The organism is Aneurinibacillus terranovensis DSM 18919, assembly GCF_000430625.1.
Lineage (GTDB): Bacteria > Bacillota > Bacilli > Aneurinibacillales > Aneurinibacillaceae > Aneurinibacillus_B > Aneurinibacillus_B terranovensis.
Genome location: NZ_AUMJ01000009.1, coordinates 76645 through 103362, shown reverse-complemented (window position 1 = coordinate 103362; position 26718 = coordinate 76645). Strand labels below are relative to the sequence as shown.

Here is a 26718-nt window from a genome sequence, read left to right as displayed (position 1 = left end):
CAAAACAATAAAATTATAACCATAAAAGGTACCTGATACTAATTAATTCTACCAAATTCAACTAATTGCGAATTAATACAATTTTCATGATAAATATAATTGAAAATTTAAAATAATAATTTTATTAAGACTTGTTGTCTCCAATTTTTTGTTTTTAAGGGATTAAAATAGTATTAGAGTCAATATAAATTTTTAAACGCCAAATAGACGTTATTAGTAAAAGTTATTTTAATCTTGGATAGATTAAAAAAATGATTGTAATTTACAAGGGCATCAAAGAACTTTGTTTTCGGCCTCATTCACTTGTTTACACGAGAAAGATAAAAAGTAGGGAGACGCGCTTTTAAGGGAATCTTTTGCGCTGTCTCCCTTTTTTTCAGAACACGGACAGTCACCGCTTCCCTACAAGGGAAAACCTGCAAAAAATAAAAGCGGACCATTCCATTGCCCATCGTATTTTCTTTACACCCCTTTACACTACTTTTACATTCAATTAAAGTTTCGATGCCATAATGTAGGTAGATAGAAGGGGAGTGGACTAGGAATGCTGTCCTTAATTAAGGGATTTGGGCGAAAAAAAACATCATTATTATATACGGACCAGCGCTTTCAGGTAAAAAAGCTGCTGGAAGCCCAGTTTTTACTGTCAAGGACCGTTCTTTTGTTTTACCTTGACATTATTAATATGTCGGATATTGAAGTCAAATATGGATATTCAGCCGCCAGCAAGATTATCTATCAACTGGACCATATTTTGAATGCGGCCTGCCATGCTGTTTTTCGAAATAATGCGCATCTGGTCGCCGTGCAAAAATTGTGGGGGGACGATTATGCGATCTATATTTCCTGGGATGGAACATACAGCAACGAAGCGTTTCATCTTCTATGTCTTGAATTAAAACGGGAAGTGGAAGAGCGGCTGAACCGCCAGATTACTTATTCGAAGATGAGTAAGATTAGTGTACATATCGGATACGCAAGAATGGAAGGCCACGACATAACAAAGGAAATGTATATGTCTGTGAAATTTGCCAGTCAGATGGCGAAAGTCGGACTGATGTCAGAAGAATTTAAGAATATGGAACACTTTCACCAAATTGTAGAAAATGAAAATGTTCATACGCTGCTTCAGCCGATTGTTTCATTAAAAACAGGAATTCCATTAGGGTGGGAGTCGCTTATTCGCGGTCCCGAGGGGTCTAATTTTCACTCGCCCGGCGCCTTATTTTCTTACGCACAAAAAACCGGGAGAAATTTTGAGTTTGAATCATTGTGCAGGCGAAAAGCCGTTGAAAACCTTAAAAATTTGGATTCCTCCTATAAGCTGTTTATTAATCTGGATGCGCGCAGCATTGATGATCCGTTTTTACTGCGGGGCCAGATTTTTAAATGGTTTGAAAAATACGAGTTAAATCCGCACAATATTGTATTTGAGATTACCGAGCGTCACGCTATCAAAAATTTTGCCTCGTTTCGTGATATGATTCAGGAGTACCGGAAAAAAGGGTATTTGATTGCGGTTGATGATGCGGGTGCGGGCTATTCAAGCCTGGAAGCGATCGCGGAAATTTATCCGGATTATATTAAGATGGACATGACACTCGTGCGGAATATAGACGTTGATCCCGTGAAGCAAGCCCTATTGGAGACGTTCGTTAAGTTTGCCAATAAGGTGAAATGCAAGCTCATTGCCGAAGGAATCGAGACAGAAAGCGAACTGGAAGCCGTTATTAACCTGGGAGTGGACTACGGTCAGGGCTTTTTTCTCGCACGCCCCGCTAAACAGCAGACCAGCATTACAGATACAGCCGTAAATTTTATCAGAAGGATGGAACAGCAGCGAAAACATTTGGAGATTGGGGAGGAGTTTACGAATAAAGTAGGCGATATTCTCACCTCGACGATCTGCGTAACAAAAGAAACGACAGTCCGGGAAGTGCACAACATATTTGAGCGCAACCATAAAATAGACGGTGTAGTCGTTCTCCAAGATAAACAACCGGTTGGCCTGATTATGCGGTTTCAAATCTATCAGATTCTTGGAGGTCAATATGGCATTTCGCTCTATTACGAGAAGCCTATTTCACAAATTATGAATAATAGCCCGCTTATTGTTGACAAGCGGGCAAAAATTGATGAAGTCGCCAAACTGGCAATGGAGCGCGAGTCTTTCCATTTATACGACGTGATTATCGTAACGGAAAAGGATAACTATCTTGGTATTGTTTCTGTACAGAGCCTTCTCGACATGCTGGCTAAAGTTCAGTTGGAACTTGCGGTTATTTCCAATCCATTGACCGGACTCCCCGGAAACATACGGATCGAACGTGAAATTGTGGCCCGGATTGAGAAGAGGCAGGATTTTTCTGTCATATATTGCGATTTGGACCGCTTTAAGTTTTTTAACGATCAGTACGGATTTGAAATAGGCGATGAAATCATCCGCCGGACGGCTCAAATGTTTGCGACAGCTATCCGTGTCACCGGCAGCAAAGGAAGTTTTCTCGGCCATATCGGAGGAGATGATTTCATTATTATTACGCTTCCTGAATTTGCGAAGGAAATCGCTGGCTATGTGCTGTCCAATTTCTATACGCACTTTAAAAATATAATGGATATAGATTTTACGGATAACGAACAAAATGTCTTATCCATTTCTCTCGCTAGCGTCCGTTGCTCACCGGACCGTTATAAAAACCCGATGCAAGTATCGGAAATGGCTGCCAAGGTGAAAAAGGCGTCGAAGAAAATAAACGGGCTTTCTTTTGTAGAGGATGAATCGCTGCTGTAGCAGGTGTAAGTTTTTGCTGGAAGCGCCGCTTAATAAATGTTTTTGTTAATGATGCTTGACGTTCTACAGTGTTTACGTTATACTAATTAAGTCTGATAAACATACGGTAACCAAAGAAGAAGCGCCCCGCTTCTCACCTGATTGACTTCGGCGTTAACAGGTATATAACCCATAGAAGTATATGGTGTGTAATATAAGTGCGGGCGCATTGCGTCCGCACTTTTTACTTTGGTTAACATTCCTCTGGAGGTGGCAGGTATTAGCAAAGAGAATTTAATTAATGAAGAGATCCGCGCTCGTGAGGTTCGTGTGATTGATTCTGAGGGTCAACAGTTAGGCATTCTTCCGTTTCGCGAAGCGCTCCGCCTAGCTCAGGAAAAAGAACTTGACCTGGTAAATATCGCGCCGACTGCAAAGCCCCCTGTATGCCGTATCATGGATTACGGAAAATACAGATATGAGCAGCAGAAGAAGGAAAAGGAAGCCAGGAAGAATCAAAAGGTGGTTGAGCTGAAAGAAGTTCGCTTATCCCCTACGATTGAGGAACATGATTTCCAAACGAAGCTACGCAATGCCGTTAAGTTTTTAGAAGCCGGTAATAAAGTGAAATTAACGATTCGCTTCCGTGGCCGCGCGATTACCCATGCTGAACTTGGTCAGCAGGTAATGGAGAAGATGGCCAAAGAAGTTGAGCATATTTCTTCTGTAGAGCGCAGGCCCAAAATTGAAGGGCGCAGCATGATTATGATTCTTGCGCCAAAAAGCGAAAAGTAACATTCTGGATTGGAGGACACGTCGATGCCTAAAATGAAAACACACCGCGGTGCTGCAAAACGTTTTAAGAGAACCGGAAGCGGTAAATTAAAACGCAGCCATGCTTATACAAGCCATATTCTGGAACACAAATCTCCAAAGCGCAAGCGCAACCTTCGCAAAGGTGCGATTGTTTCTAATGGTGACCAAAAACGCATTGAACAAATGCTTACGTACATGAAGTAATTCTTATTCGAGATTCAGGAGGGAACATAGATGCCAAGAGTTAAAGGTGGAAATGTTGCGCGTAAACGTCGCAAAAAAATATTAAAGCTCGCTAAAGGTTATTTTGGTTCAAAACACCGGTTATTTAAATCCGCGAATGCACAGGTTATGAAATCTCTGCAGTATGCTTATCGTGACCGCCGTCAGGTGAAGCGCGATTACCGCAAATTGTGGATTACACGTATCAATGCGGCTGCCCGTATGAATGGGCTTTCATACAGCCGTTTTATGTATGGTTTAAAAGCGTCCGGGTTAGAAGTAAACCGCAAAATGCTTGCTGACCTGGCTGTGAACGATAAAGAAGCGTTTACACAGCTTGCGAACGCAGCGAAAGAAAAATTAAATGCATAATAAACAGAAGAGACCTGAGCTTTTTCCGGGTCTCTTTGCTTTATGATTTTTATTTTGTTTTTTTTGGTAGAATAATAATGTATAACTTACATATGGAAAGTTTTAACTACATCCAATACACGGAGGAGTGTTCCATGAAAACCACTTCGAAAATTGTGCTTATCGGGAATGGTGCTGTCGGTTCTACATTTGCCTATACGGTATTACTGAGAGGGTTTGTAAATGAGCTGGTGATTATAGACAGTAATCGTGATAAGGCAGAGGGTGATATGCTCGATTTAAATCACGGCCTTATGCTTGCCCAACCGATGAAAATTACTGTAGGCGATTATGCGGACTGTGCGGATGCGGACATTGTTGTCATAACAGCAGGATCGGCTCAGCGTCCGGGAGAAACACGCATCGATCTAATGAACCGCAATGTTCAAATTTTTGACTCCATCATTAAACAGATTACGGCTTATACGACGAAAGCCATCTTACTTATCGCCACCAATCCAGTAGATATTCTTACGCAAGTAGCGCTAAAGCTGTCCGGATTTCCGAAAGAGCGCGTAATTGGTTCAGGTACGCTGCTCGATAGCTCACGTTTTCGCTATTTAGTGGCGGAAAAGCTCGGTGTTGACCCACGGAGCGTACACGGTATGGTAATTGGGGAACACGGAGATTCTGAAGTTCCGGTCTGGAGCTCTCTAAGCGTAGCGGGGATGTTGCCGGAAACACAGCCGCAGGACAGCGTGTGGCATATAAACGAATCGCAAAAAGAAGAAATCTATAATGAAACAAAGGGCGCAGCTTATAAAATTATTGAGAAGAAAGGTGCTACTTTCTATGCAATTGCTTTATCTTTGGCCCGTATCTGTGAAGCTATCTTAAAGGATCAGCGTTCTATTCTGCCGGTATCCTCTTATTTAGAAGGATATCATGGAATCAATGGAGTGTGTCTCGGGGTTCCTTCGATAGTTGGAAGAAATGGTTTAGAAGAGGTTGTCCCCCTTCCTTTATCCGAAAGGGAAGAGGAACAGCTCCAATCTTCAGCAGCCAAATTAAAACAATTTCTTGAAGAGATTGGTTTTTGACCATTCATCTCAGACAAAAGAGTTCATTCCCTCCCGCTATGCCTTTTGGCAGCAGTATACAAACGCGGGAGGGATATTAATGGGTACGAAGTTGATGTCAAGACGGTTAAAGCGTTGCTCCAACTGCTTCTTCATCTGGAGTGAGTATTGAAAAGCGATAAACATTCCGCCAGGCTTTAACGATTTCTCGACTCCTTCCATAATCGCATCCCTTAATTCCTGAGAAAAGTTCATAAAGGGCAATCCTGAAATAACATAGTCGAATTGATTAATATGATGTTTTTTCATCGCTGAGTAAATTTCAACGGCATTATCATGGTAATAGAGATCCGGGTAAAGCGATTCAAGGCGATTTCGCATGTTATCATCCCGCTCAAAGACCATCACCTTACAACCCGGGTGTTTCAATTCATGGAGATAACGGGTAAAAATGCCTGTACCGGCTCCCAATTCTGCAATGCTTTCGGTGGCGGGCCAATCAATAGGGTTTACCATGGCCCTGGCAAGAAAACGTGAACTGGGCGTTATACTGCCTACGGTTTTCGGCGATTGTAAGAACTTCGATAAGAACAGAAATTTCTCCATATAACTCTCCTCATAGGATTTTTCAGCATTAAGAAAGACAGTGCAGTTTTCTCATGACGCTTGAGATATGCCGGGTACTGCCGGATACTTTTAGGTTTGGCCCGGGTAAGTTTTCTTTAAACTTATTTAATTATAACAATACTACACCCGAATACAAAGTAAATCAGTCATGAGGATGATTAGGGCAAGTTCCTGTTCATTTATTAAACAAAAAGAGAGTAATCCGAAATGATAAAGAGGGAATAGGAGAACAGGGAGCGAAGAAAGATATAAAGAAGCAAAATTTCGAAGGAGGAGAAATACATGGCCTTTCAAAACCCGTCCAATGACGAACGCCGCAAAATTCTGGAAGAAGCAAAAACTATCGCGGTTGTAGGATTATCCGATAATCCCGCCCGTACCAGCTATATGGTGTCGGAAGCAATGCAGCGAGCCGGTTATAAAATTATTCCCGTTAATCCCACGATTCAGGAAGCACTTGGGGAAAAAGCGGTTGCTTCACTAACCGAAATCAAAGAGCCGGTCGATATTGTAAATGTGTTCCGTCGAAGTGAGACTGTAATGCCGGTCGCAGAAGAAGCTGCCAAAATCGGAGCCAAAACATTCTGGCTGCAGCAGGGAATCTACAATGAAGACGCTGCAAAATACGTGCAGCAGCACGGAATGACTGCCGTAATGGATACGTGTATTAAAGTCGACCATGCGCTTCTTGTGAAGAAATAAAAGCGAACTGCAAGAGATAGGCCTGACTTAGGAGGAATTATGGCATACAAAATTGTTTTTTTCGATATTGACGGGACGCTTGTAAACCATGACAAAAGAATTCCGCCATCTACCAAAGAGGCGATAAAGAAACTACAGGAACGTGACGTTGAAGTTGTGATTGCAACAGGCAGAGCCCCTTATCATTTTAAACCAATTGGTGAAGAACTCGGGATTGATTCGTTTGTGAGTTTCAACGGCTCGTATGTCGTGCATCAAGGGCAAATCGTTCATGAAAATCCGATTGGCCGGGAAACACTTTCAGCCTTAGAGAACATAGCCAATGCGTATAATCATCCAATCGTTTACCTTGGAAACGAAAAATGCTTCTCCAATTATGAGCAGCATCCGCACGTCATTGAATCGTTTCATTCACTTAAAGTGAGTGTCCCCGGCTATCATCCGAATTACTGGCAGGAAACAAATATCTATCAGGCTCTGCTCTTCTGCCGGCTGCATGAAGAAGATTATTATAAAAATAAAGTGGCCGACATTTCGTTGATTCGTTGGCATGAACTTTCAATGGATGTGCTGCCAAGTGGCGGTTCAAAGGCGAAAGGAATTGAAAAGATGCTTGAGCACCTTGGATTATCGTCCGCAGAAGCAGTTGCATTCGGTGACGGGTTAAACGATAAAGAGATGCTTGCTTATGTTGGTATGGGAATCGCTATGGGAAATGCCCATGAGGAAACAAAGCCTTTCGCCAACTTTACAACCAAGTCTGTAGACGATGGTGGTATCCAATACGGGCTGCAGAAAATAGGGATGATTTAAGGCTTAGAACCATAAAGAATGGTAACGCATAGATAAGTTGGTCGCCTGGGTGTCCTCTCAAGGATTCCCGGGTGGTTTTATTTATGTAATGTAAGCAAAGAAAAGCAGCGGAATACGTTGTGGATAGTTGTAAGAGAGAGGGAGGGAATGGGGTTTGATCCATATGCGTGCATATATAAAAATGAGCGTCGCCATGGCCATCGTGGGCAGTTTTATTGTGGCGAACAAGGTAATTACGGGGGTATTTCCGGTTTTTCTTGCGTCTGAATTGCGGTTAAGCATCGGTGCGGTGACATTGATTTTTCTTTTATATATCAAGGAAAAGAGGTTCCCGTGCATTTCACGTCGGGATCTTTTTCTCTTCATTTTTCAAACGTTTGTTGGGGTATTTATGTTTAGCATTTTTATGCTGTACGGCTTGAAATTTACGACAGGAATAGAAAGCGGGATTATTACCAGCACGACCCCGGCGGTTGTCGGGCTTATTTCGTTTTTCTTTTTGAAGGAAAGGCTGACCTGGAATCATGTGATTGGCATTTTATGCGCGGTCCTTGGAACGATGGCGATTAATGTAGTAGGGGCCTTTTCCAATACAGCACATGGCGCTCATGCGCTGTTTGGAAATCTCCTGATTTTTGGCGCTGTTGTAGGGGAAGCAATCTTCTTTACGTTTAGGAAATTTGTATCGAAAGATTTAAGTGCGCTTGTCATCTCCACGGTCGTAAGTATTACAGGTTCGCTGCTTTTTCTTCCTTTTGCTGTTTATCAGGCCTGGAAGTTTGACTTTTCAGGTGTGACTGTCAATGACTGGCTGCTCATTTTATATTGCGGTGTCGTTGTGACTGCTCTGGCGGTCATATTGATGAATCAGGGGATAGCGGTGGTCCCCGCCAGTTCGGCTGCCGTTTTTACAGCCATTATGCCCATCAGCGCCGTAGTTCTATCCTGCCTGTTTTTGCATGAGACCTTCTACTGGTATCATTATGTAGCTATCGGCTGCGTCTTAGCCGGGATTGTGTTTATTGCCAAAGCGCCCCCCGTCCGAACGAAGGCGCTCAATCGAATGGCGGAGCAAGCTCGCACTACTTGAATGAACAACATTAAAAGATTTATTAGATTTCGAAAAGACAACCATCATTAACTCTATTATACTGAATTTTATAAGAACTGAATTTAGGGGGATTGTCATGAATGATATTGATTCATTGAAAAAAGAAAGAAAAAGACTGTTACAAGAAATTGAAGTGCTTTTATCCATGATTTCAACCCCCATTTTGGTTGTAGACCAGCAAGGGAATGTCATCCACACGAATATGTTTGCGGAGAAAGTGTGGGGCCGTTCACAAATTACTTTAATAAACAAACACATTCTGGAGTTAATTAATTCTGCGAAACTGATTGAGTTTGTCCGACAAGGGAAACCCACCATCGATTTACCTGTTGAAATTAAGGATTCGATGGAAGTCTTTCACCCTTATGCCTGTCGCTTGCATCCGCTAATTGTCAGTAAGCAAGTAGAGGGTGCTGTTTTACAATTTACTAAACAGTTTTTGGTACCAAGTGTAGATAAGCAAAAGAAATATGCCACTCGTTATTCATTTGCTGATATTCGCGGTAATAGCCCTGTTATTACCGCGTTAAAAGCACAGGCGGAAAAAGTAGCGAAAAGTGATTCAACCATTTTGATTCGGGGAGAAAGCGGAACCGGTAAAGAGGTACTCGCACAGGCGATTCACGGAGCCAGTCAACGACAAAAGGGTCCGTTTGTAGCTATCAATTGTGCAGCAATCCCTGAATCTCTTTTGGAGAGTGAACTATTTGGTTATGATGAAGGTTCATTTACAGGAGCAAAGAAAGGCGGGAAACAAGGACGCTTCGAAATGGCTCGTGGAGGCACGCTGTTCCTGGATGAAATTGGGGATATGCCGCTTTTTTTGCAAGCTAAACTTTTGCGGGTTTTGCAAGAGCGGAGGGTCGAGAGAATTGGCGGTTCGGAGAGCATTCCCATCGATGTTCGAGTGATTGCAGCGACCCATAAAGATTTGGAAACGATGATTGCCAATCAACAATTTCGTGAAGATTTATACTTTCGCTTAAATGTTATTCCCCTTTCCATTCCTCCTTTACGGGAAAGAAGTGAGGATCTGTATGAACTCATCCAGTACTTTATGAAGCGGTATGGAGAGCGTTTAGGAAAAGAGAACAAACGACTTTCATCACAAGCATTAAAACGATTATTTGACTATCACTGGCCGGGAAATGTACGCGAACTCGAAAACGTCATCGAATATATTGTAAATCTCGAAATCGGGGACTTGGTTACGATAAGCAGCTTGCCTTCATCTATGCGCCATCAGGAGGGACCTGACGAGCCATTCGAAAAGACATTGACGTTACCGGCAAAAAGAAGTTCTCACGATTATTCTTTATTGAAGATAGAAGAATCAGAAGCGTATTTGATTGAACAAGCCCTTCGTCGTTATGGAACCAGCACGGAAGGAAAAAGAAAGGCTGCTCAGGCTTTGGGAATGAGTGTCGCTACGCTGTATCGACGGCTGCAAAAGATTTCTCGCGAGAAAAAATTCTCAAAGTGAGAATTATCGATAAATGAAGATAAAAAACGATAAATGGTGAGAAAAACAATATTATATGAAAATATCGGTGTTTTAGTTCATAAAAAAAGTTTTGTTTTGTATCCTGGGTGGAGTAATTATTCTCTAAATTTTACTAATTATTCACAATTTAAGGTTAATTATTGAGTTACTTTAGTGTACATCTGATTGAAATAAGTTGGCATGAGATTTGCTTATTAAAAAAGTGAGGGGATCATCCATGAAAAAGCATATAACGGAACAAGATGTTCAGTCGCTAGCTTATGGTGCTAAGTATCTGGGTTCTGGAGGTGGTGGAGACAGTACCTTGCTTGAGTTACTCGCGCTTCGGGCCATCCGTGAGGAAGGGCCGGTTCCACTACTGTCGCCATTTAGAGTGGTTGATGAAGAATGGGTGGTTCCAGTAGCCATTATGGGTTCCCCGACAGTTTTGAATGAAAAAATCCTTACAGGAACGGAAATACCTACAGCCATTCGTGAGTTAGAAATGGAAAAAAATATTTCTGTTGGAGCTGTGATGGGTTTGGAAATTGGAGGAATGAATGCCATGGTTCCCGTGCTGACAGCAGCGTTGTCTAAACTTCCCCTTTTAGATAGCGACGGTATGGGACGGGCATTTCCGGAACTGCAGATGACCACTTTCCATGCGTTTGGAATTCAGGCTTCCCCCTTAATGATGGTGAATGATTGTGGGGGATGTTACCGGTTTTCAGAAGCCTCGAATGAAAAAGTGGAGGATGAGGCACGTCGTAAGGTCATGGAATTAGGGGGATGGGCAGCGATTTCCGGTTATCCTATGCGGGGAATGGAGGTACGGGAAGTCGCTCTTCACCAAACGTTTTCCCTCGCCATACGACTTGGGGAAGCCGTAAAGGCGGCCCATGCAAATATCGATCGGATTGTTGTTCGATTAGTCGAAATATTTGAAAATTCCATTTATGGAAGGCCGTACAAATTAATCGAAGGAAAAGTGGTGGATATTCAACGAAACATAGTCGGTGGTTTATTAAGTGGTACTCTTATAGTAGAAGGAGCCAGCTTTTTCGTAGGTGAGCAAGTCGAAATCTTATTTAGAAATGAATACTTGTTTGCTAAGAAAGGAGAGCGAGCACTAGCTATGGTTCCGGATCTCATTTGTGTATTGGATGCGGATACGGGGAATCCCATCATGATTGAGGAACTGGAAAACCATCGAAAAGTATGGGTGATCGCAATTCCAAGTCCACCATTGCTTCGTGATTCAAAAATGCTTGAGATCGTAGGGCCAAGATGTTTTGGTATTGCTAACGAGTTTTTTCCAACGGAACAACTTCAGCTTCAAGAAGGGGAGGAAGAAAATGATGTTTCGTTTAGGTATTGATGTCGGTAGAGAAAAAACCGATGGCGTACTGATGGATCATAGTTTTCATATTCTCACCTTTGCCAGCCAATCAACAACACCGGACGTAATGACAGGAATTCAGTCTTTGATCGCACATCTCTTAAAACAAACAAACGTTAGCCCGGCTGACATTACAGCGGTAATGATTGGGACAAACCTTTTTCTTGATACTTTGCTGGAGGAGAGAAATCTGGCTCAGGTATGCGCTGTTCGGATTTCGCAAGCCAGAGGTAGCATTCCCCCGTTATATGAAGGATCAGAATTTTTTCGACAGGCGATGGGACTCGTTTATTATGAGTTGCAAGGTGGCCATGAAGTGGATGGGAGGATTTCCAAATCTCCACCTTCTCGCACAGAGATTGATGTGTTTCTTCAATCAATCAATGTGAAACGTATAGATGCCTTTGCCATTACCGGCACTTTCTCACCGGTGAATGATAGTCATGAACGAATGGTCATGGGGTGGATCCAAGACAGATTGGGTAAGGGACATTCTTTTACCTTGTCCCATGAACTGGGAAGCATCGGATTTCTTGAGCGTGAAAACGCGGCGATTCTTAATGCCGCTTTATCCAAGGTAATGAAGCGAGCCTTACAAGGTTTAGATCATCTTTTACAGAAACTTAGTATCGAAGCTGGTATTTATCTCGTGCAAAATGATGGATCGTTAATGTCTTATGACTATGCTTTGCGTTATCCGATCCGTACGCTCTATTCCGGGATGACAACAAGTCTTAGGGGGGCTTCTTATCTCACCCAACTTAATGACTGTATTGTTGTGGATGTAGGGAGAAAGAGAACATGCATTGGAGTATTAGAGGGAGGATTTCCTAAAGAGAGGTGGCAAAAAACTCCAATCGCAGGGATCCACGTTAATGTGCCGGTACCTGAAATTGTTACACTCCCTTTTGGAGGAGAGAATTCCATTAGTGATGATAAATTGGATGCCGTTTTTCAAGTGGTTCAACGGTTTCAACCCCGATATGATCCTCTCCCCATTGTTTTTGTAGGAGAGGCGAGTAAAGAGTTGGAGGCAAAGTTTCGATTTCCTTGGTCTGATGTTGTTCATCCTCCTTATTATGCTCATGTTTGTGCAATTGGTGCCTGTATTGCCCCTATCAGTGGGAATGTGGATCGAATGTATTGGTTAAAAGGAATAGGGCGAGAGGAAGCCGTGAAAATGGCTACACAAGAAGCTGTGCAAGAAGCGATTCTTGCTGGAGTTGATCCAGCATCCGTGATGGCCAAATCCATTAAAGTAACTCCGTTGGCCTATATTTCGAGTCAAGCTTTGAGGGTTCAGGTTAAGGCAATTGGTTCGCTCTTTTAAAATCCATTTTTCAAAAAAATCGATAGTAAAGAAGGAGATTGCGAAAAATGAATGGGAACTCCAATATGGCAGATGATTTTTCACTGACCAGGGTACCCGCTGGGGCGCGCCTGCCTATGTGGGAAGTCCTGTTGGTACGTCTTGGTGCCCTTACAACTCTGTCTCAATTTATGCTGGGATCGGCACTCGGGTACGGTATGACATTTTGGCAGGCTTTTTGGGCCACTATGCTTGGCAGTGTTCTCTTGGAAGTAGTTAGTTTATTAATTGGAATTGTTGGGGCCCGGGAAGGGCTTTCGACGAGTCTGCTAGCCCGTTGGACAGGGTTTGGCAAATATGGTTCCGGTATTCTTGGTGCCGTCATTGCTATTGGAGCGATAGGATGGTTTGGAGTTCAGAATTCGGTATTTGCAAAGGGGTTGGATGGCGCATTAAACGGTGCATTGGGCTTCCCATTAGCGGCAACGATAACCGGTTTGTTCGTCACACTCATAGTAATCTTCGGTTTTAAATGGCTGAGTTGGACGGCAAGGATTGCGGTACCTGGTTTTTTAGCGGTTATTGCCTATGGTATCTATAAAGTTTTGAAAGATCACTCGCTTGTTGACTTGATTTCTACACCGGCTCCCGGTCCGGCGCTTTCTTTGGGAATGGCCGCTACCATGGTGGCCGGGGGATATATGATTGGTGCCATAATCACTCCTGACATGAGCCGGTATTGTCGGAACGGCAAAGATGTTTTGTGGATGACCTTGATTGGCACGATAGTTGGAGAATTCGGCGTGAATCTTATTGCAGTATTAATGGCACACGCGGTAGGTAGCGGCGATGTAGTAACGATTGTTCTGCAAACTACGGGCTGGCTGGGAGCTGCCATAGTGATTTTTGCCACCGTGAAAATTAACGATTTAAATTTGTATTCCTCTTCCTTGGGAATTACGAACCTGATCGATTCTTTATTCAACGTTAAGGTGAACCGGGGGCTCGTCACATTGATTATCGGAATAATTGGAACAGTTCTTTCGGTGGTGGGTATTCTAGATAAATTCGTTAATTTTCTAGTTTTACTTGGCGTCTGGGTTCCTCCGATTGCCGGGATTATGGTAGTGGACTACTTTATCCTGAAACGTGACAGAAAGGTATTGGGCGAGAGTCGTCAAAAGGGGCTGTTACCCGAAACTTCCGAATCTATAAATCCTACTACTCTCGCAGCTTGGGTACTAGGTGCATTGGCAGGTTACTTTATTGAAATTGGAATTCCTTCGATAAATTCCCTTATTGTAAGCGGAATAGCCTATTTAGTTGGCATGAAGATCTTCGGTAGTGCTATTAGTCAAAAAAATCCAGAAGTTGATCAACTAGCTTAAATACACTTGGACACATACAACGGAAGGGAGAGAAAAACATGAGACTTTTAGGGAAACAAGAAATTGAAGATATTGCGGTTGGAGCGGCATTACTGGGAACCGGCGGCGGAGGGGACCCGTATATAGGTAAGTTGATGGCGCTTCAAGCGATAGAGGAATTCGGACCCATCAAACTCTTGTCGGTAGATGAAGTTCCTGACGACGCGTTTGTAGTATCGTCCGGAATGATGGGAGCCCCAACGGTAATGGTTGAGAAAGCGCCAAGCGGGCATGAAGCGAAAGTTGCGTTCCAATCATTGGAAAAGTACATGGGGAAGGAAGTTTTCGCCACGTTTCCAATTGAAGCGGGAGGCCTTAATTCCATGCTGCCGCTTGCCCTGGCTGCGCAACTTGGATTGCCTGTTGTCGACGTGGATGGAATGGGGCGAGCGTTTCCAGAATTACAAATGGTTACTTTCTATCTGGACGGAATTTCTGCTTCGCCGATGGTCATTGCCGATGAAAAAGGCAATGTTACCTTATTAAATACCATCGATAACCTCTGGGCGGAACGGATTGCCCGCAGTGTAACGATTCAAAAAGGCGGAGCGGTGATGTTTGCGATTTATCCGATGACGGGAAGAAATCTGAAGGAAAGTGGGATTCATAATATTCTCAAACAGGAAGAGGAGATCGGGCGATCCATTCGTCTTGCTAAAGAAAACAATGTCGATCCAATTCAAGAAGTGCTTAAAATAACAAAGGGTTTTGAATTATTCCGCGGTAAAGTGGTAGACATAAACCGAAAAACGGAAACCGGGTTTGCCCGTGGCACGGCGAAAATTGAAGGATTGTTGGATTATTATGGAGAAACCCTCGAAATTCGTTTTCAAAATGAGCATTTAATTGCCAAGACAGATGACCGTCTTTTGTGTGTAACCCCAGATCTGATTGCGGTTCTTGATGCTGAAACAGGGCTCCCGATTACAACAGAAGCTCTGCGTTATGGAGCCCGTACTGTAGTGGTTGGCATTCCTTGTCATTCAAAATGGCGTACATCAAAGGGCATCGAAACATGCGGACCTGCCTATTTTGGCTATGAAATGGAATACATTCCGGTGGAAGAACTTGTAGGAAAAGGAGTTGCTCTCAAATGAGTTACAGAATTGGAATTGACGTAGGTGGAACCCATACTGATGCCGTTCTTTTAGACAGTGAATACAGAGTAATAGCAAAAACCAAGTCTGCAACGACAGAAGATGTAAGCTCAGGAATTTATAAGGCAATGCGCGAGGTAATTGCAAAATCAGGTGTACCACGTAGCCAGATTCATTATGCAACGCTAGGTACAACCCATTGTACAAATGCGCTTGTGGAACGCAAACGTTTGAATCAGATCGCCTCTATTCGTATTGGTGCTCCCGCGACACTTGCAGTCAAGCCATTAGTTGGTGTTCCTGATGATCTGCGTCGCCATCTCGGAAAATACACGTATATTGTTCGAGGTGGACACGAGTACGACGGAAGTGAAATTGCAAAACTTGATGAAGACGATTTGTACAGAATAGCCCATGAAATCAAAGGCAATGTCGATTCTGTTGCTGTAACATCCGTGTTCTCACCGGTTTCCAAGCAACATGAACTTCGTGCTGCAGAAATCTTACATGAAGTATTAGGCAGCGAGATTCCAGTCTCCCTTTCTCATGAAATCGGCAGTGTGGGTCTTCTGGAACGTGAAAATGCCACGATTCTTAACTCCGCGGTTGTTAATGTAGCGAAAACAACTGCAGAAGGTTTTGTAAACGCCCTAAAAGAAGAGGGGATCAACGCCAAAGTCTTCTTTGGACAAAACGACGGAACTCTTATGAATGTGGAATATGCTATCAAATACCCAATTCTTACGATTGCTTGCGGACCAACAAACAGTATCCGCGGGGCATCCTATCTTACCGGGTTATCGGATGCGCTTGTCGTGGATGTCGGAGGGACAACGACAGATATTGGGGTTCTTATCAACTCTTTTCCACGTGAATCTTCATTGGCGGTTGAGATCGGCGGGGCGCGCACTAATTTCCGGATGCCTGACCTGGTTTCTATCGGTTTAGGAGGGGGAACGATCGTACGCATTCAAGAAGACGGCAGCTTTACGGTGGGGCCGGATAGTGTAGGCTATCGATTACCGGAAAAGGGGCTTGTCTTTGGCGGGGATACCTTAACAGCTACCGATGTGGCGGTGGCCCTTGGAAAGGCCGATATCGGAGAACAAGAGAAGGTTGCGCATTTGGATAAAGCTTTACTGGAAAGAGTTTATACCAAGATCGTCGAAATGGTTGAGGAAGCGATAGACAAAATGAAGACGAGCGCTGAACCGGTTCCGGTGATACTTGTGGGAGGCGGAAGCATTCTCTTACCGGATCGACTAAAGGGTGCCTCCAACGTCATTCGTCCCGGTGATTTCGGGGTGGCAAATGCAATCGGTGCTGGTATTGCCCAAGTCAGCGGGCAGATCGAACGTGTCTTTGCTCTGGATGAACTGGGACGTGAAAAAACGCTGGAACTGGCTAAACAGATGGCAATTGAGGAAGCCATCACCGCCGGTGCGGATCCTGATACTGTTAAGATTGTGGATATTGAAGACGTACCATTAGCCTATCTTCCGGGTAACGCTACACGTGTTCGTGTCAAAGCGGCAGGTACTCTGGCGGCGAACTTGGAAAAAGTTAATTAATTGAAGGGGATTGTGGAATCCGTGGAATGTGAATACGATGAGGCGTTGTGCATACCTAACCTGTTAGAAAAAGCGATAGAAGCTGAAAAGGACGGGTATGATGGAATTATTAGTTTCTGTTTTGGAGATCCGGGAGTTAAACCAGCACGTGAAGTGCTCAATATTCCGGTCGTTGGTGCAGCCGAAGCTTCGATGCTCTTTGCCAGCTTATTAGCAAAATCTTTTTCTGTGGTAACTGTACTTCCCAATGTTGTTCCGATGATTGGAAATATTAGTAAAACATTAGGAGTTAACGGAAATTTAGCTTCCGTTAGATATGTGAATATACCTGTTTTAGAAGTCAATGAAAAAGAGAAATTGAAAAGTGCTTTGTTTGAAGAAATGATTAAAGCAATAGAAGAAGATAAAGCTCATGCACTAGTTTTAGGGTGTACTGGGATGATGGGAGTAGCGGCAGTTCTTCAGGAAAAGCTTAAAAAACACGGGTATGAAGTACCGGTGATAGATCCTGCTTTTGCAGCAACGAAAATGTTAGAAAGTGTTATTTCAATGGGAGTGAAACAAAGTCGACTAACGTATATGTCCCCTCCTGCAAAAGTTCGCCTATAGCTATTGATGTCATTATGGCGTGAAAAATCAAAACAGACAAAAAACTAGCCATTAACTACAAGGTAGTCAGGCTGTTAAAGTAAACAAGTTATTCATAAATTTCATGATAAAAAGGACAGGTGAATTTTCATGAGAGTGTACAGGGAAGTATGGAACTGAGAAAATGAACAGCTAATTTAAACTAGTTAATGATTTTTTTTAATAATAATGACGTCTAGATAAAAGCGGCATTATCAGAAAGAAAAATTTTATATACAATGAACGTCAGATCACGTTCATCATGTAAAAAAACGACCAACTTTGGTCGTTTTTGTTTCAATTTTTGTTTACTGCTTGCCCGGTTTCTTTGGTGTTTGGGTACGCTTTTAGCCGACTATCTCCATCTTCGAGTTACCTGCATGTTTCGGCCGATCCCCAAACGGAAGAGGAGTACGGACATCTATGCTTCATCGTAAGGGAAAATCGGCAAAAATGTAACGGATTTCGATGCATCCCGCGAACATTCCATTCGCATGCACCCTATCGCAATATATTTTGAATTAACAGTAATTTTCGTATATTATTTTGAATAATAGATAAATTAGTCACGATTTATAGGAAGATACTGCTCTTGCTAGGAAAACTGAGTTGCTAAAGGGGTAAAGGGGGATATTCATTGAACGGAATGAAAAACAAAATTATACGTTTTGAAGACTATATCTTACGACGAAAAGGATTTAGCTATTCTCATTTCATTAATCGGTTGTTATCATTTTGTATCGATAGTGCCCTTTATTCTATCGCTTTCTTTTTCGGTTTTGTGCTGTTTGAAAAATACCGGGGATTTTCTCATTTTACGATGGATCAACAGGTCCTGTATGCTTTTATAACGGGTTTTCTCCTCTATAAAATAAGCATGGAATGCTCTCCCATAAAAGCAACGGTGGGGAAGAACTTAATAGGTATTGAAATTGTAAATAAACATGGAAAAAGAATTACATTCTTTCAATCTTTGGTACGAACCGCTGTAATATCCGTCTTATCCATCCTTTTTCTTTTATTTACAAAACACACAGCAGTAAACACAGACTTTCTCTTTTTTTCTATTCCCGTGTTTATTCCGGTTTGTTTTACAAAGAAAAGACAGGGGCTGCATGATATGCTTTCCCGCTGCTTCGTTGTAGAAAAGCAACAAGAGGGGGATTCGTTAAAGCTTAATAGCAAGAACCAAAAGAAAACGGTCCCCATAAAAATAAGCCTGCGATAGCAGGCTTATTTTTAGTAGGGTAACGGTTTCCTTTTAATGCAAGACAGAGAAAGTATACTTATCATTCATAAAAACATAGTCAAAGATATGATATTCCAGGAGGGGGCATTTGTTTCCGGGGCGTAAGGGAGAAACTAAACAGGAGTATAATCCATTGTTAATTAAATCTTAACAGAACCTACATAGAAAACTCATTTTGGCTTGGTATCATGTAAGTAGGCATAGTCTTCACCCTCTACCGAACAAGGGTGTCTTTCTTGAAGCCTTCCCATGGGCTTCTTTTTTTCGCGTATAAGAAAGTAAACCTTTATTACGCACATAAAGGCAACTAATACTACCATCTGATCCTGCGGCTTGATGCCAGCCAAGTTTTCTTTATGGAGGGCTTATTCAGGCGTATCGCTTAACGGGATGATGCACCTGTTTACAGTTCGGCGGATAAAGAAGTAATCTCCTGCACGGCATAGGTTGCCTGATGTCCGCAATGCTCACAGGCAAGAACATGAATACACTGGTGCGCCACCAAATCCGGGTAATTGTTATAAAGCTTCTCGTCGTCTATGCCCCGGTACGGACTGTAGGGGCCGTAGTAAGACTGAATATTTCCCTCATCCTCCATCAAGTGTCGGCACGTTGGGCACTTCTCCTCAAGCCGGGAAAACCCGTTGCATACAGGGCACATCGACACGTATACTCCTCCTTAGAAAAGGATGAAACCTATTTCAACTTCGCCTGTTCAGCAAATTTGCATACAACATATAGCTAAGCAAAACAATGAAGGAAAGAACGGCGGCCAGCAGTCCCGCTACCGGTTCATCGGTGCCAAAAAAGATAAGCAGGGGAATGCCAATGGTAACCGCTACGAGGAAAATAGTATACAAAGCAGAAATAGCACTGCGTGTCATCGCTAATTCATCTCCTTTACCATACAGGGTCTGCTTACAGCTCTTCTTTTATACGACAAATAAGCCCGCCATATGGGATAATACCCCTAGGGTGGGCTTAACTGACTAACAACTTTAATGGAATGTGGTTTGCTACATTTTCAAGCTGGAGCTATGCGCAGGCTGCACCTTTGCATCCGGATCTATATAGCTTTTTGCATTGTTGACCGCGGTAGGCGCTTCACCGAAGCCAACAGCAATCAATTTAATTTTACCCGGGTAGGTAGCAATGTCGCCGGCCGCATAAATACCTGGAATATTTGTTTCCATTTTCGAATTAACAAGTATTGATCCCTTGTCGAGTTCTAATCCCCAGTTCTTAATCGGGCCGAGGGAAGAAATAAAGCCATAGTTCACGATAACCGCATCGACGTCTTCCGTAATCAGTTCTTCCGTTTTATTGTTGCGAACGGTCACCTGGGTAATTTTTGTGTCTCCGTGGAGCGCATGCAGTTCATGCGGAGTGAGAACGTTTACTTTTGAATTCATCAAATTTTCAACACTGTGTTCATGGGCGCGGAATTTATCCCTGCGGTGGATAATGCTGACTTTTTCAGCGATGGGTTCAAGCATTAACGCCCAGTCAACCGCCGAGTCACCTCCGCCGAAAACAACGACCTTCTGTCCGGCAAATTTATTTAAATCATCCACGAAATAATGGAGATTTGCTTTCTCATACTGAACCGCTTCTTCTAACTCTAAACGGCGTGGTTCGAATGCTCCAACCCCGGCGGTGATAATCACCGTACGGGATAGATGCACGCCACGATCGGTTGTTATTTCAAAGATATCCTCTTTTTTTTCTACGTTCTGAACTTTTTCCTCCAGGCAGCATGCTGTATCAAAATGTGTAAGCTGTTCCTTTAATCGATCAACCAGTTCCTGTGCACGTACCTTTGGAAATCCAGCCACATCATAAATAAACTTTTCAGGGTAAAGTGCGGATAATTGTCCGCCTAATTGGGGCATACTCTCTATAATTTTACAGCTTGATTGGCGCATTCCGGCATAGAAAGCGGTAAACATGCCGGTAGGGCCGCCCCCGATCACTGTAATATCGTAAACTCTCTCATCCCTATTTTGACTCATTTTTTCTGACACCCCCGAATTATTAAAAAAAATCACTCTCTCATTATATCGCTACATGTATTGGCTGAAAAGCTGAAAATAAATAAATGCGAATTATTTTGCTTGGACGAAGAAATAACATTCGTTTAAAAATTAAGCACACAGGTAAAGCATATTGTGCATATTTTCACTTGAAAAAACGTAAAAACCGATTTATGATAAAAATGTGAACAATTCATGGCAAAGTGGTAAATAATCTATGAGTGTTATTTTTTCAGCAGGGAAAGCTAGTGAAAAAAAGTACAAGTGGATTTTCATTACTAACATAAGAAAATGGAAGTGAAAAAAATGAGTACACCAAAAATCTTAATCTTAGGCGCCGGGTATGGCGGCCTAATGACAGCGGTCCGCCTTCAAAAGCAAATGAACTATAATGAGGTGGAAATGACCCTTGTCAACAAGCATGACTATCATTATTTTACAACTTGGCTTCATGAGCCGGCCGCGGGCACAACAGACCCCGATAAATGCCGTGTTGAGATTCAAACACTGCTTGATACGAACAAAATTAAGTTTGTTAAAGGCAGCGTATCGGAAATTAAACGCGAAGAAAAGAAAGTGCTGTTAGAATCCGGCGAAGAACTCACTTACGATTATCTCGTGGTAGCGCTTGGTAGTGAACCGGAAACTTTTGGAATTCAGGGGTTGAAAGAGTACGCGTTCAGCATTCGCAGCATTAACAGTGTTCGGGAAATTCGTGAGCACATTGAGTATAATTTCGCAAAATACAAAATGGAACACCGCCCTGAACAACTCACATTTATCGTCGGTGGAGCAGGATTTACCGGGATTGAATTCCTCGGCGAATTAACCGACCGTATTCCTGAGTTGTGCGAAGAGTTTGATGTAGACCGCAGCCTTGTTAAAGTGTATAACATCGAGGCCGCACCTACTGTTCTTCCGGGCTTTGATCAGGAACTTGTCGATTATGCAATGGAAGTTCTTACCCGCAAAGGCGTTACATTTAAAATCAATACGCCAATTAAAGAATGTACGCCAGATGGTGTAGTGCTTGGTGACGGGGAAGAAATTAAATCCAATACCGTTATCTGGACAGGTGGCGTACGTGGAAACTCCGTGATTGAAAAAGCCGGGTTTGAAACGATGCGCGGACGTGTAAAAGTTGATGAATTCCTACGTGCACCGGGTCATGAAGACGTCTTTGTCATCGGTGACAGCGCCCTGCTCATCAATAATGAAACCAATCGTCCCTATCCTCCAACCGCACAGATTGCTATCCAGGAAGGGGATACGCTTGCATCGAATTTGATCGCACTTATCCGTGGCGGTCAAATGAAAGCATTCGTTCCCAGCTTAAAGGGTACAGTAGCTTCTTTAGGAAAAGGGGAAGCCATTGGGCTTGTTGGGGATAAAAAACTGTTTGGCGGTTCCGCTGCTTTCATGAAAAAAGTGATCGATAACCGTTCGCTTTTCTTGATTGGCGGATTATCCCTCATGATGAAAAAAGCCAAGTTGTAGGAGTTCTTTATGAGGCATGCTAGTGTACAGGTGCGCGCATTGCTGACGGCGGAGGAACGCGGCCGCTATGAAAAGCTGTTTGAAGTAGGAAAATTCCTTGAAGCGCAGAATCGGCACGATTTAGCTTACACGATTCAGCATGAACTGGAGATGTTAATTGAGCCGGCTATCAAGCGGTTACAGCAAAAGGGACGGGAAAGAGGAAAACGGGATTACTTGGATTCAATCGTATCCCGTGCCAAAAATGACCAGGAGCAATTATAAAAATATCAGTGATGGCAGTAGAAATTGAAAAATTTTGGCAATGGCCATTCAGCCAAAAAAGGCCCGTATCACTTTTCTTGTGATTTACGGGTTTTTTTGGCTTTACATAAAAAAACAGACCATTCGATTCGTTCTCACTTACTGTTTACAATTTGTCTTTCCTTCGTTATAATAATCTGAAAATATAGATAAAAGAGAGATAAGCACAAAATCGCCGGGAGGGTACGTATGGAAAACAAAAGTCAAACAACATGCACGTATTGTAAAGGAAATGGTTACTTTCAATTAGTTACCGGAGGTTCGGAAACATGTCCGTCATGTCAGGGAACAGGAAATGTCGAGACGGCCGCGACCACAGGATCGTCCTCGTCTTAAATGGTTTTAAAAGACGAAGGCACAGCAGCATCATTGACCGGCCCCTGCTATTACAGTAAACTGAAGGAAGTATGGGCTTGGGGGGATATGCCTTGAATATTGCGCAATTTATTATTGGAATTCCTTTGTTTTTAATTTTGTTTTTTGGAATTGGTTTTATCTTCAATATGTTAATTAAAACGACATGGCTGCCTATGTTTCTTTACTTGTGTTTGGCAGTGGGAACGATGATATACTTTTTTACCAATCATCGAACTCCACACATTGCGGATTATGCGATGCTGACGTCCGGTCTATTGGGAGCCGTTGCAAGCGGCTGGACGATTAGGGTGTTACGATCCAAAGGATACCGCATGTTTTAACGGAAAACGATAATCACCACCTGGTCGATCAACCAGGTGGTTTTTTATGTATAAGAAGGGGAGGGATGGGACACTATGAGTATATGAGGAGGCTAATAAGCAGTGAATATGATTGCAAAGAATGTGAAATATTCTTTACCTTATCTCCTAATATCACTTGTGCTTACCATGCTGGGAATGTATATGCTGCTGGAAAAGCCAACGTCAGGTCAAACGCCTACTGGTGAGCCATCCAAATCACAGGCTGTCAATAAAGCCGTGATTCATTCTGTTAAGAAAGCTCAGCCAAAACCGGAAGCTGTAAAAGACCAATTCCCAATAGCCAAACAAGGGGAAGCGCTTGCGGCACTGGCACACTATCCGCAGGTAAATGTTGTGGCTACCGGGTATTATCCCGGTCCGGAATCGACGGGGAAGGACATCACCCACCCGGCTTATGGCATAACTTACTCCGGTGTTAAGGTAAGGCGGGATAAGGATACAATCTCGACCATTGCCGCCGATTTGTCTGTTTTTCCGCTCGGAACCATCCTGTACATTCCAGGGTATGGTTATGGAATTGTGGCAGATATCGGGTCAGCCATAAAGGGGAATAAAATTGATTTATACTTTGATAAAAAAAACGAAGTATACCAGCAGTGGGGTAAAAAACGGCTGAATGTATATATTATCGAAAAAGGAAAAGGCAAACTCAGCGAAGAAATGATTCGCACAATGACACAACTGAAAAAAGAACCGCAAAAAGATTAAAGCCGTACAAACGATGTACGGCTTTATGCTATTAAGTAATAGATGATGGTGGACTGAATGATGCCAAGCCATCCTCCGATAAGCACTTCGCTTGGCTGATGCCCAAGGAGTTCTTTGAGCTTTTCTGCCTGCTCTCTCCGCGGTTTTACACGCAGCGTCTTTAACTCGTTCAGCACTTGCTGAAAATCTTCCACAAGCAGATTAAGGACGGCAGCGTGCGTCCCTGCATGGCGTCGTACCCCGGCGGCATCAAACATGACGATCACGGCAAAAACAACCGAAATCGCAAACGCGCTCGATCCGACTCCATCAACAAAGCCTACGGCTGTTGTCAAGGCCGTTACCGCGGCCGAATGTGAACTGGGCATGCCGCCTGTGCTAAAAAGAAGCTTCATGTCCCATTTCCGTGTTGTGAAATAGGTGATGGGGATTTTTACAGCCTGAGCGAGGACAATCGCAAGCATAGCAGACCAAAGCGGAAAATTAGAAAACAATGGGTGCATCCATTTCTTCCTTTCATGTCTCATATGTGAACCGCAAGCCTATCACTTGTGCCGGCGGTTGGCGTTAGCCAAGTTTTCTTAAAGGTTCTTTATAGTATTGTACCAGATCGTTGTAAGGATATTGTTAACTTTTCATATATATTATAAACTGATAAAATTTCAAGTGGAGGTGTTTACATGAATATTAACGTGCTAACAGAAGGATGCCTTACCGAAAACGCAGATTGCCTGATTGTGGGTGTGTTCAACAATACGAGAACCGTTCAGGGCGCACTGGCAGAGGTGGATGGAGCGATGGGCGGAGCCATCAAAGCTTTGCTGGCAAACGGTGAAATTAGCGGTGAACACAAAGAAACACAGCTTATACATACACTGGGAAAGACAGCGGTTGGCCGGGTCATGACACTCGGACTGGGAGACGCGCAGGAACTTACTTTTGAAGAGCTGCGTGAAGCCAGCGCCCGCGCGATTAAAGAAGCACTAAAGTCCAAACTGACGAAAGTAGCCTTTGAACTGTCGGAAGCGTGGACTTCTCTTGATGCAAAGGAAGCGGCCCACGCTGTGGTGGAAGGTGCGCTGCTTGCTGATTATCGCTTTGCCGGATACCATCAGAGGGTTGAAGAGAAAGTTTCGTTGGAGTCGCTCACCTTATTTTGTACTGCAGAACATTTGGAGGAAACAAAAGACGGGGCTCACCTCGGAGAAGTATTCTCCCGCGGAACGAATCTAGCCCGCGACCTCGTCAATATGCCGGGAAATTACCTCACACCTACTGTGTTTGCGGAAAAAGCGAAAGAAGTAGCGGAACGCCACGGCATGCAGGTAGAAATATTGGAAAAACACGATATGGAAAAGTACGGGATGGGTGGACTGCTCGGTGTCAACAGAGGGTCTGTCGAGCCGCCTAAGATGGTCACGATCAAGTATCAGGGAACGGATACGTGGGAGAATGTGCTCGGATTTGTTGGCAAAGGGATAACGTTTGATTCCGGTGGGATTTCCCTCAAGCCCGGTGCGGGAATGGATGAAATGAAAGGCGATATGGGCGGCGCTGCAGCGGTTATTGGTGCGCTTGAAATTATCGGAACCCTTAAACCCGCCGTTAATATCGTTGCTGTCATTCCCATGACAGACAATATGCCGAGCGGTTCAGCGTTTAAGCCCGGTGACGTCCTAACCGCGATGAACGGAAAAACAATCGAGATTTTAAATACAGATGCGGAAGGCCGGCTTATTCTTGCGGACGGTGTTTGTTACGCGAAAAAGCAGGGGGCAGACTTTATTGTCGACCTGGCTACCTTAACGGGGGCCGCTCTGGTTGCACTCGGTACGTGTACAACGGCGGCCATTACCAATGATGAAGATTTCATGGAAGACGTGATGATTTCGGCCGCTGAAGCCGGGGAACTGCTCTGGAGGCTGCCTGCCTATAAACCTTATAAGGAGCAGATAAAAAGTAAAATTGCCGACCTTAAAAATACCGGTGGTCGCCATGCCGGAACGATTACGGCAGGCCTTTTTGTCGGTGAGTTCGCTGGAGATACTCCGTGGGTGCACCTGGATATCGCGGGTACATCTTGGGCAGACAAGGCGGGCGATTTATCTCCGCAGGGTGGAACCGGAGCTATGGTGAGGACGTTAGGTACGCTTGCTCTCCTGCGTTCCGTGAATCAGAACGAAGAATAACCATTTGGATTTTACTAATAAAGCGAATGTTGTAGTGAGATTTGTTGATTAAAGTTCGGGTTTTCCTGAATCCGGACTTTATTTTTTTGGTCGGTTTATATATAATAACTCCATCGGAAAAAATAAATACAACTCGTATAATCTTGGGAATATGGCCCAAAAGTCTCTACCAGATTACCGTAAATGATCTGACTACGGGTGAAATAAAAGGCGTCTTTGTGTTTCTGTCGTGGACAGCGATTAAAATCGTTCAAAATGGAATGATCATGATCGTTGATAGAATCCGGAAGGCTTTTTCACTCGTTGTCATTGTGAAAAAGTTTTCCGGATTTTTTTTAGTCGTTAAGGAAAGTATATGTTGCTTTACAGTGTTAAAGCAACATATGCTTTCTTCCATTGGTCACCTGAGAAAATCTCGCGGGGGTGTGCCGAACGTTTCTTTTTCGATGTGGAGCGTGTGGCCGGAAGGTCGATCAGACCGACAATTGTCTCCATCCTTGAGATACCCGGATGTTTTGTCGGTCCGACCTTCCGGTCACTAAGCGGCCGTTTCGCTACCCTGCAGAAAAAGGACGAGCGGCAACGCCCGCGAGTT

Annotated in this window: 28 protein-coding genes, 1 riboswitch and 1 other annotated feature; of the genes, 22 read left to right on the top strand and 6 right to left on the bottom strand. The window is 43.5% G+C overall.

The window, feature by feature from the left end; translation table 11 throughout:
* Positions 1–544: 544 nt before the first annotated feature.
* The 5 genes from H525_RS0101665 to H525_RS0101645 all read left to right on the top strand — a co-directional run bounded on the left by H525_RS0101665 (position 545) and on the right by H525_RS0101645 (position 5259).
* Complete coding sequence (locus tag H525_RS0101665; protein WP_027414758.1) at positions 545–2791, top strand: GGDEF domain-containing protein; 2247 nt, start codon at positions 545–547, stop codon at positions 2789–2791.
* Between the two features lie 107 nt (positions 2792–2898).
* Positions 2899–3023 (top strand) — a sequence feature (ribosomal protein L20 leader region).
* Positions 3020–3565 carry a translation initiation factor IF-3 gene (gene infC / locus H525_RS0101660; RefSeq protein ID WP_425387631.1) on the top strand — a complete coding sequence of 182 codons (546 nt, stop codon included), beginning with the start codon at positions 3020–3022 and terminating at the stop codon, positions 3563–3565. It overlaps the preceding feature by 4 nt.
* 24 nt (positions 3566–3589) lie before the next feature.
* The gene (gene rpmI / locus H525_RS0101655) at positions 3590–3790 is read left to right on the top strand and encodes a 50S ribosomal protein L35 (RefSeq protein ID WP_027414756.1); all 201 of its coding nucleotides are present in this window, start codon (positions 3590–3592) and stop codon (positions 3788–3790) included.
* Between the two features lie 30 nt (positions 3791–3820).
* Complete coding sequence (rplT, locus tag H525_RS0101650) at positions 3821–4180, top strand: 50S ribosomal protein L20 (protein ID WP_027414755.1); 360 nt, start codon at positions 3821–3823, stop codon at positions 4178–4180.
* Between the two features lie 134 nt (positions 4181–4314).
* Positions 4315–5259 carry an L-lactate dehydrogenase gene (locus H525_RS0101645; protein ID WP_027414754.1) on the top strand — a complete coding sequence of 315 codons (945 nt, stop codon included), beginning with the start codon at positions 4315–4317 and terminating at the stop codon, positions 5257–5259.
* A gap of 36 nt (positions 5260–5295) precedes the next feature.
* On the opposite strand, the gene H525_RS0101640 is transcribed toward H525_RS0101645, so the two are convergent.
* Positions 5296–5844, bottom strand: coding sequence for a class I SAM-dependent methyltransferase (locus tag H525_RS0101640; RefSeq protein ID WP_027414753.1), 549 nt, complete (start codon positions 5842–5844; stop codon positions 5296–5298).
* Between the two features lie 303 nt (positions 5845–6147).
* Here H525_RS0101640 and H525_RS0101635 point away from each other — a divergent pair, with 303 nt between their 5' ends.
* From H525_RS0101635 to H525_RS0101585, 11 genes are all read left to right on the top strand, one after another.
* Entirely contained in the window at positions 6148–6567 is a 420-nt protein-coding gene (locus H525_RS0101635; RefSeq protein WP_027414752.1) for a CoA-binding protein, read from the top strand.
* A gap of 39 nt (positions 6568–6606) precedes the next feature.
* Positions 6607–7380, top strand: coding sequence for a Cof-type HAD-IIB family hydrolase (locus H525_RS0101630; protein ID WP_027414751.1), 774 nt, complete (start codon positions 6607–6609; stop codon positions 7378–7380).
* A gap of 181 nt (positions 7381–7561) precedes the next feature.
* Positions 7562–8470, top strand: a complete 909-nt coding sequence (locus H525_RS0101625) for a DMT family transporter (protein ID WP_425387630.1) — start codon at positions 7562–7564, stop codon at positions 8468–8470.
* Between the two features lie 97 nt (positions 8471–8567).
* Positions 8568–9974 carry a sigma-54 interaction domain-containing protein gene (locus H525_RS0101620; protein WP_027414749.1) on the top strand — a complete coding sequence of 469 codons (1407 nt, stop codon included), beginning with the start codon at positions 8568–8570 and terminating at the stop codon, positions 9972–9974.
* 238 nt (positions 9975–10212) lie between these two features.
* Positions 10213–11352, top strand: coding sequence for an S-methyl thiohydantoin desulfurase family protein (locus H525_RS0101615; RefSeq protein ID WP_027414748.1), 1140 nt, complete (start codon positions 10213–10215; stop codon positions 11350–11352).
* Positions 11330–12703, top strand: coding sequence for a hydantoinase/oxoprolinase N-terminal domain-containing protein (locus H525_RS0101610; RefSeq protein WP_051330723.1), 1374 nt, complete (start codon positions 11330–11332; stop codon positions 12701–12703). Before H525_RS0101615 ends, H525_RS0101610 begins: the two co-directional genes overlap by 23 nt.
* Positions 12704–12750: 47 nt before the next feature.
* Positions 12751–14070 (top strand): purine-cytosine permease family protein, encoded by a 1320-nt coding sequence (locus H525_RS0101605; protein WP_027414746.1) that lies wholly within the window; start codon positions 12751–12753, stop codon positions 14068–14070.
* Positions 14071–14108: 38 nt separating this feature from the next.
* Entirely contained in the window at positions 14109–15206 is a 1098-nt protein-coding gene (locus H525_RS0101600) for an S-methyl thiohydantoin desulfurase family protein (protein WP_027414745.1), read from the top strand.
* Complete coding sequence (locus H525_RS0101595) at positions 15203–16777, top strand: hydantoinase/oxoprolinase N-terminal domain-containing protein (RefSeq protein WP_027414744.1); 1575 nt, start codon at positions 15203–15205, stop codon at positions 16775–16777. Before H525_RS0101600 ends, H525_RS0101595 begins: the two co-directional genes overlap by 4 nt.
* Before the next feature lie 21 nt (positions 16778–16798).
* Complete coding sequence (locus tag H525_RS22440; RefSeq protein ID WP_245590375.1) at positions 16799–17386, top strand: aspartate/glutamate racemase family protein; 588 nt, start codon at positions 16799–16801, stop codon at positions 17384–17386.
* Positions 17387–18050: 664 nt separating this feature from the next.
* Positions 18051–18632, top strand: a complete 582-nt coding sequence (locus H525_RS0101585) for an RDD family protein (protein ID WP_245590381.1) — start codon at positions 18051–18053, stop codon at positions 18630–18632.
* A gap of 424 nt (positions 18633–19056) precedes the next feature.
* Here H525_RS0101585 and H525_RS0101580 read toward each other — a convergent pair whose 3' ends face one another.
* The 3 genes from H525_RS0101580 to H525_RS0101570 form a co-directional block, all read right to left on the bottom strand.
* On the bottom strand, positions 19057–19314 hold the full coding sequence (locus tag H525_RS0101580) for a hypothetical protein (RefSeq protein ID WP_035099643.1): 258 nt from the start codon (positions 19312–19314) through the stop codon (positions 19057–19059).
* 40 nt (positions 19315–19354) lie between these two features.
* Entirely contained in the window at positions 19355–19537 is a 183-nt protein-coding gene (locus H525_RS0101575) for a hypothetical protein (RefSeq protein WP_027414741.1), read from the bottom strand.
* Positions 19538–19669: 132 nt separating this feature from the next.
* Entirely contained in the window at positions 19670–20665 is a 996-nt protein-coding gene (locus tag H525_RS0101570) for an NAD(P)/FAD-dependent oxidoreductase (RefSeq protein WP_027414740.1), read from the bottom strand.
* Positions 20666–20992: 327 nt separating this feature from the next.
* Here H525_RS0101570 and H525_RS0101565 point away from each other — a divergent pair, with 327 nt between their 5' ends.
* The 5 genes from H525_RS0101565 to H525_RS22435 all read left to right on the top strand — a co-directional run bounded on the left by H525_RS0101565 (position 20993) and on the right by H525_RS22435 (position 23934).
* On the top strand, positions 20993–22183 hold the full coding sequence (locus tag H525_RS0101565) for an NAD(P)/FAD-dependent oxidoreductase (protein ID WP_027414739.1): 1191 nt from the start codon (positions 20993–20995) through the stop codon (positions 22181–22183).
* Positions 22184–22192: 9 nt separating this feature from the next.
* Entirely contained in the window at positions 22193–22447 is a 255-nt protein-coding gene (locus H525_RS0101560) for a hypothetical protein (RefSeq protein ID WP_027414738.1), read from the top strand.
* A gap of 228 nt (positions 22448–22675) precedes the next feature.
* Positions 22676–22822, top strand: coding sequence for a YuiA family protein (locus H525_RS27750; protein WP_162142460.1), 147 nt, complete (start codon positions 22676–22678; stop codon positions 22820–22822).
* A 92-nt stretch (positions 22823–22914) separates the two neighbouring features.
* The gene (locus tag H525_RS0101555) at positions 22915–23184 is read left to right on the top strand and encodes a YuiB family protein (RefSeq protein ID WP_027414737.1); all 270 of its coding nucleotides are present in this window, start codon (positions 22915–22917) and stop codon (positions 23182–23184) included.
* Positions 23185–23286: 102 nt separating this feature from the next.
* On the top strand, positions 23287–23934 hold the full coding sequence (locus tag H525_RS22435; RefSeq protein WP_245590374.1) for a 3D domain-containing protein: 648 nt from the start codon (positions 23287–23289) through the stop codon (positions 23932–23934).
* A 23-nt stretch (positions 23935–23957) separates the two neighbouring features.
* Here the strand turns inward: H525_RS22435 and H525_RS0101545 are convergent, their stop codons facing one another.
* Positions 23958–24437, bottom strand: a complete 480-nt coding sequence (locus H525_RS0101545; RefSeq protein ID WP_027414736.1) for a divergent PAP2 family protein — start codon at positions 24435–24437, stop codon at positions 23958–23960.
* Positions 24438–24614: 177 nt separating this feature from the next.
* On the opposite strand from H525_RS0101545, the gene H525_RS0101540 reads away from it, so the two are divergent.
* On the top strand, positions 24615–26123 hold the full coding sequence (locus tag H525_RS0101540) for a leucyl aminopeptidase (protein WP_027414735.1): 1509 nt from the start codon (positions 24615–24617) through the stop codon (positions 26121–26123).
* A 113-nt stretch (positions 26124–26236) separates the two neighbouring features.
* Positions 26237–26338: riboswitch (purine riboswitch) on the top strand.
* 148 nt (positions 26339–26486) lie between these two features.
* Here the strand turns inward: H525_RS0101540 and H525_RS29235 are convergent.
* Positions 26487–26718, bottom strand: a 232-nt coding sequence (locus tag H525_RS29235; RefSeq protein WP_211236953.1) for a hypothetical protein, incomplete at its 5' end; no start/stop codon positions are given.

Bases quoted from the DNA above. Each gene is read 5' to 3' on its own strand.
- H525_RS0101665 (WP_027414758.1), top strand. From the start codon at position 545: ATGCTGTCCTTAATTAAGGGATTTGGGCGAAAAAAAACATCATTATTA.
- rpmI (WP_027414756.1), top strand. From the start codon at position 3,590: ATGCCTAAAATGAAAACACACCGCGGTGCTGCAAAACGTTTTAAGAGA.
- rplT (WP_027414755.1), top strand. From the start codon at position 3,821: ATGCCAAGAGTTAAAGGTGGAAATGTTGCGCGTAAACGTCGCAAAAAA.
- H525_RS0101645 (WP_027414754.1), top strand. From the start codon at position 4,315: ATGAAAACCACTTCGAAAATTGTGCTTATCGGGAATGGTGCTGTCGGT.
- H525_RS0101640 (WP_027414753.1), bottom strand. From the start codon at position 5,844: ATGGAGAAATTTCTGTTCTTATCGAAGTTCTTACAATCGCCGAAAACC.
- H525_RS0101635 (WP_027414752.1), top strand. From the start codon at position 6,148: ATGGCCTTTCAAAACCCGTCCAATGACGAACGCCGCAAAATTCTGGAA.
- H525_RS0101630 (WP_027414751.1), top strand. From the start codon at position 6,607: ATGGCATACAAAATTGTTTTTTTCGATATTGACGGGACGCTTGTAAAC.
- H525_RS0101625 (WP_425387630.1), top strand. From the start codon at position 7,562: ATGAGCGTCGCCATGGCCATCGTGGGCAGTTTTATTGTGGCGAACAAG.
- H525_RS0101620 (WP_027414749.1), top strand. From the start codon at position 8,568: ATGAATGATATTGATTCATTGAAAAAAGAAAGAAAAAGACTGTTACAA.
- H525_RS0101615 (WP_027414748.1), top strand. From the start codon at position 10,213: ATGAAAAAGCATATAACGGAACAAGATGTTCAGTCGCTAGCTTATGGT.
- H525_RS0101610 (WP_051330723.1), top strand. From the start codon at position 11,330: ATGATGTTTCGTTTAGGTATTGATGTCGGTAGAGAAAAAACCGATGGC.
- H525_RS0101605 (WP_027414746.1), top strand. From the start codon at position 12,751: ATGAATGGGAACTCCAATATGGCAGATGATTTTTCACTGACCAGGGTA.
- H525_RS0101600 (WP_027414745.1), top strand. From the start codon at position 14,109: ATGAGACTTTTAGGGAAACAAGAAATTGAAGATATTGCGGTTGGAGCG.
- H525_RS0101595 (WP_027414744.1), top strand. From the start codon at position 15,203: ATGAGTTACAGAATTGGAATTGACGTAGGTGGAACCCATACTGATGCC.
- H525_RS0101585 (WP_245590381.1), top strand. From the start codon at position 18,051: ATGAAAAACAAAATTATACGTTTTGAAGACTATATCTTACGACGAAAA.
- H525_RS0101580 (WP_035099643.1), bottom strand. From the start codon at position 19,314: ATGTGCCCTGTATGCAACGGGTTTTCCCGGCTTGAGGAGAAGTGCCCA.
- H525_RS0101575 (WP_027414741.1), bottom strand. From the start codon at position 19,537: ATGACACGCAGTGCTATTTCTGCTTTGTATACTATTTTCCTCGTAGCG.
- H525_RS0101570 (WP_027414740.1), bottom strand. From the start codon at position 20,665: ATGAGTCAAAATAGGGATGAGAGAGTTTACGATATTACAGTGATCGGG.
- H525_RS0101565 (WP_027414739.1), top strand. From the start codon at position 20,993: ATGAGTACACCAAAAATCTTAATCTTAGGCGCCGGGTATGGCGGCCTA.
- H525_RS0101560 (WP_027414738.1), top strand. From the start codon at position 22,193: ATGAGGCATGCTAGTGTACAGGTGCGCGCATTGCTGACGGCGGAGGAA.
- H525_RS27750 (WP_162142460.1), top strand. From the start codon at position 22,676: ATGGAAAACAAAAGTCAAACAACATGCACGTATTGTAAAGGAAATGGT.
- H525_RS0101545 (WP_027414736.1), bottom strand. From the start codon at position 24,437: ATGCACCCATTGTTTTCTAATTTTCCGCTTTGGTCTGCTATGCTTGCG.
- H525_RS0101540 (WP_027414735.1), top strand. From the start codon at position 24,615: ATGAATATTAACGTGCTAACAGAAGGATGCCTTACCGAAAACGCAGAT.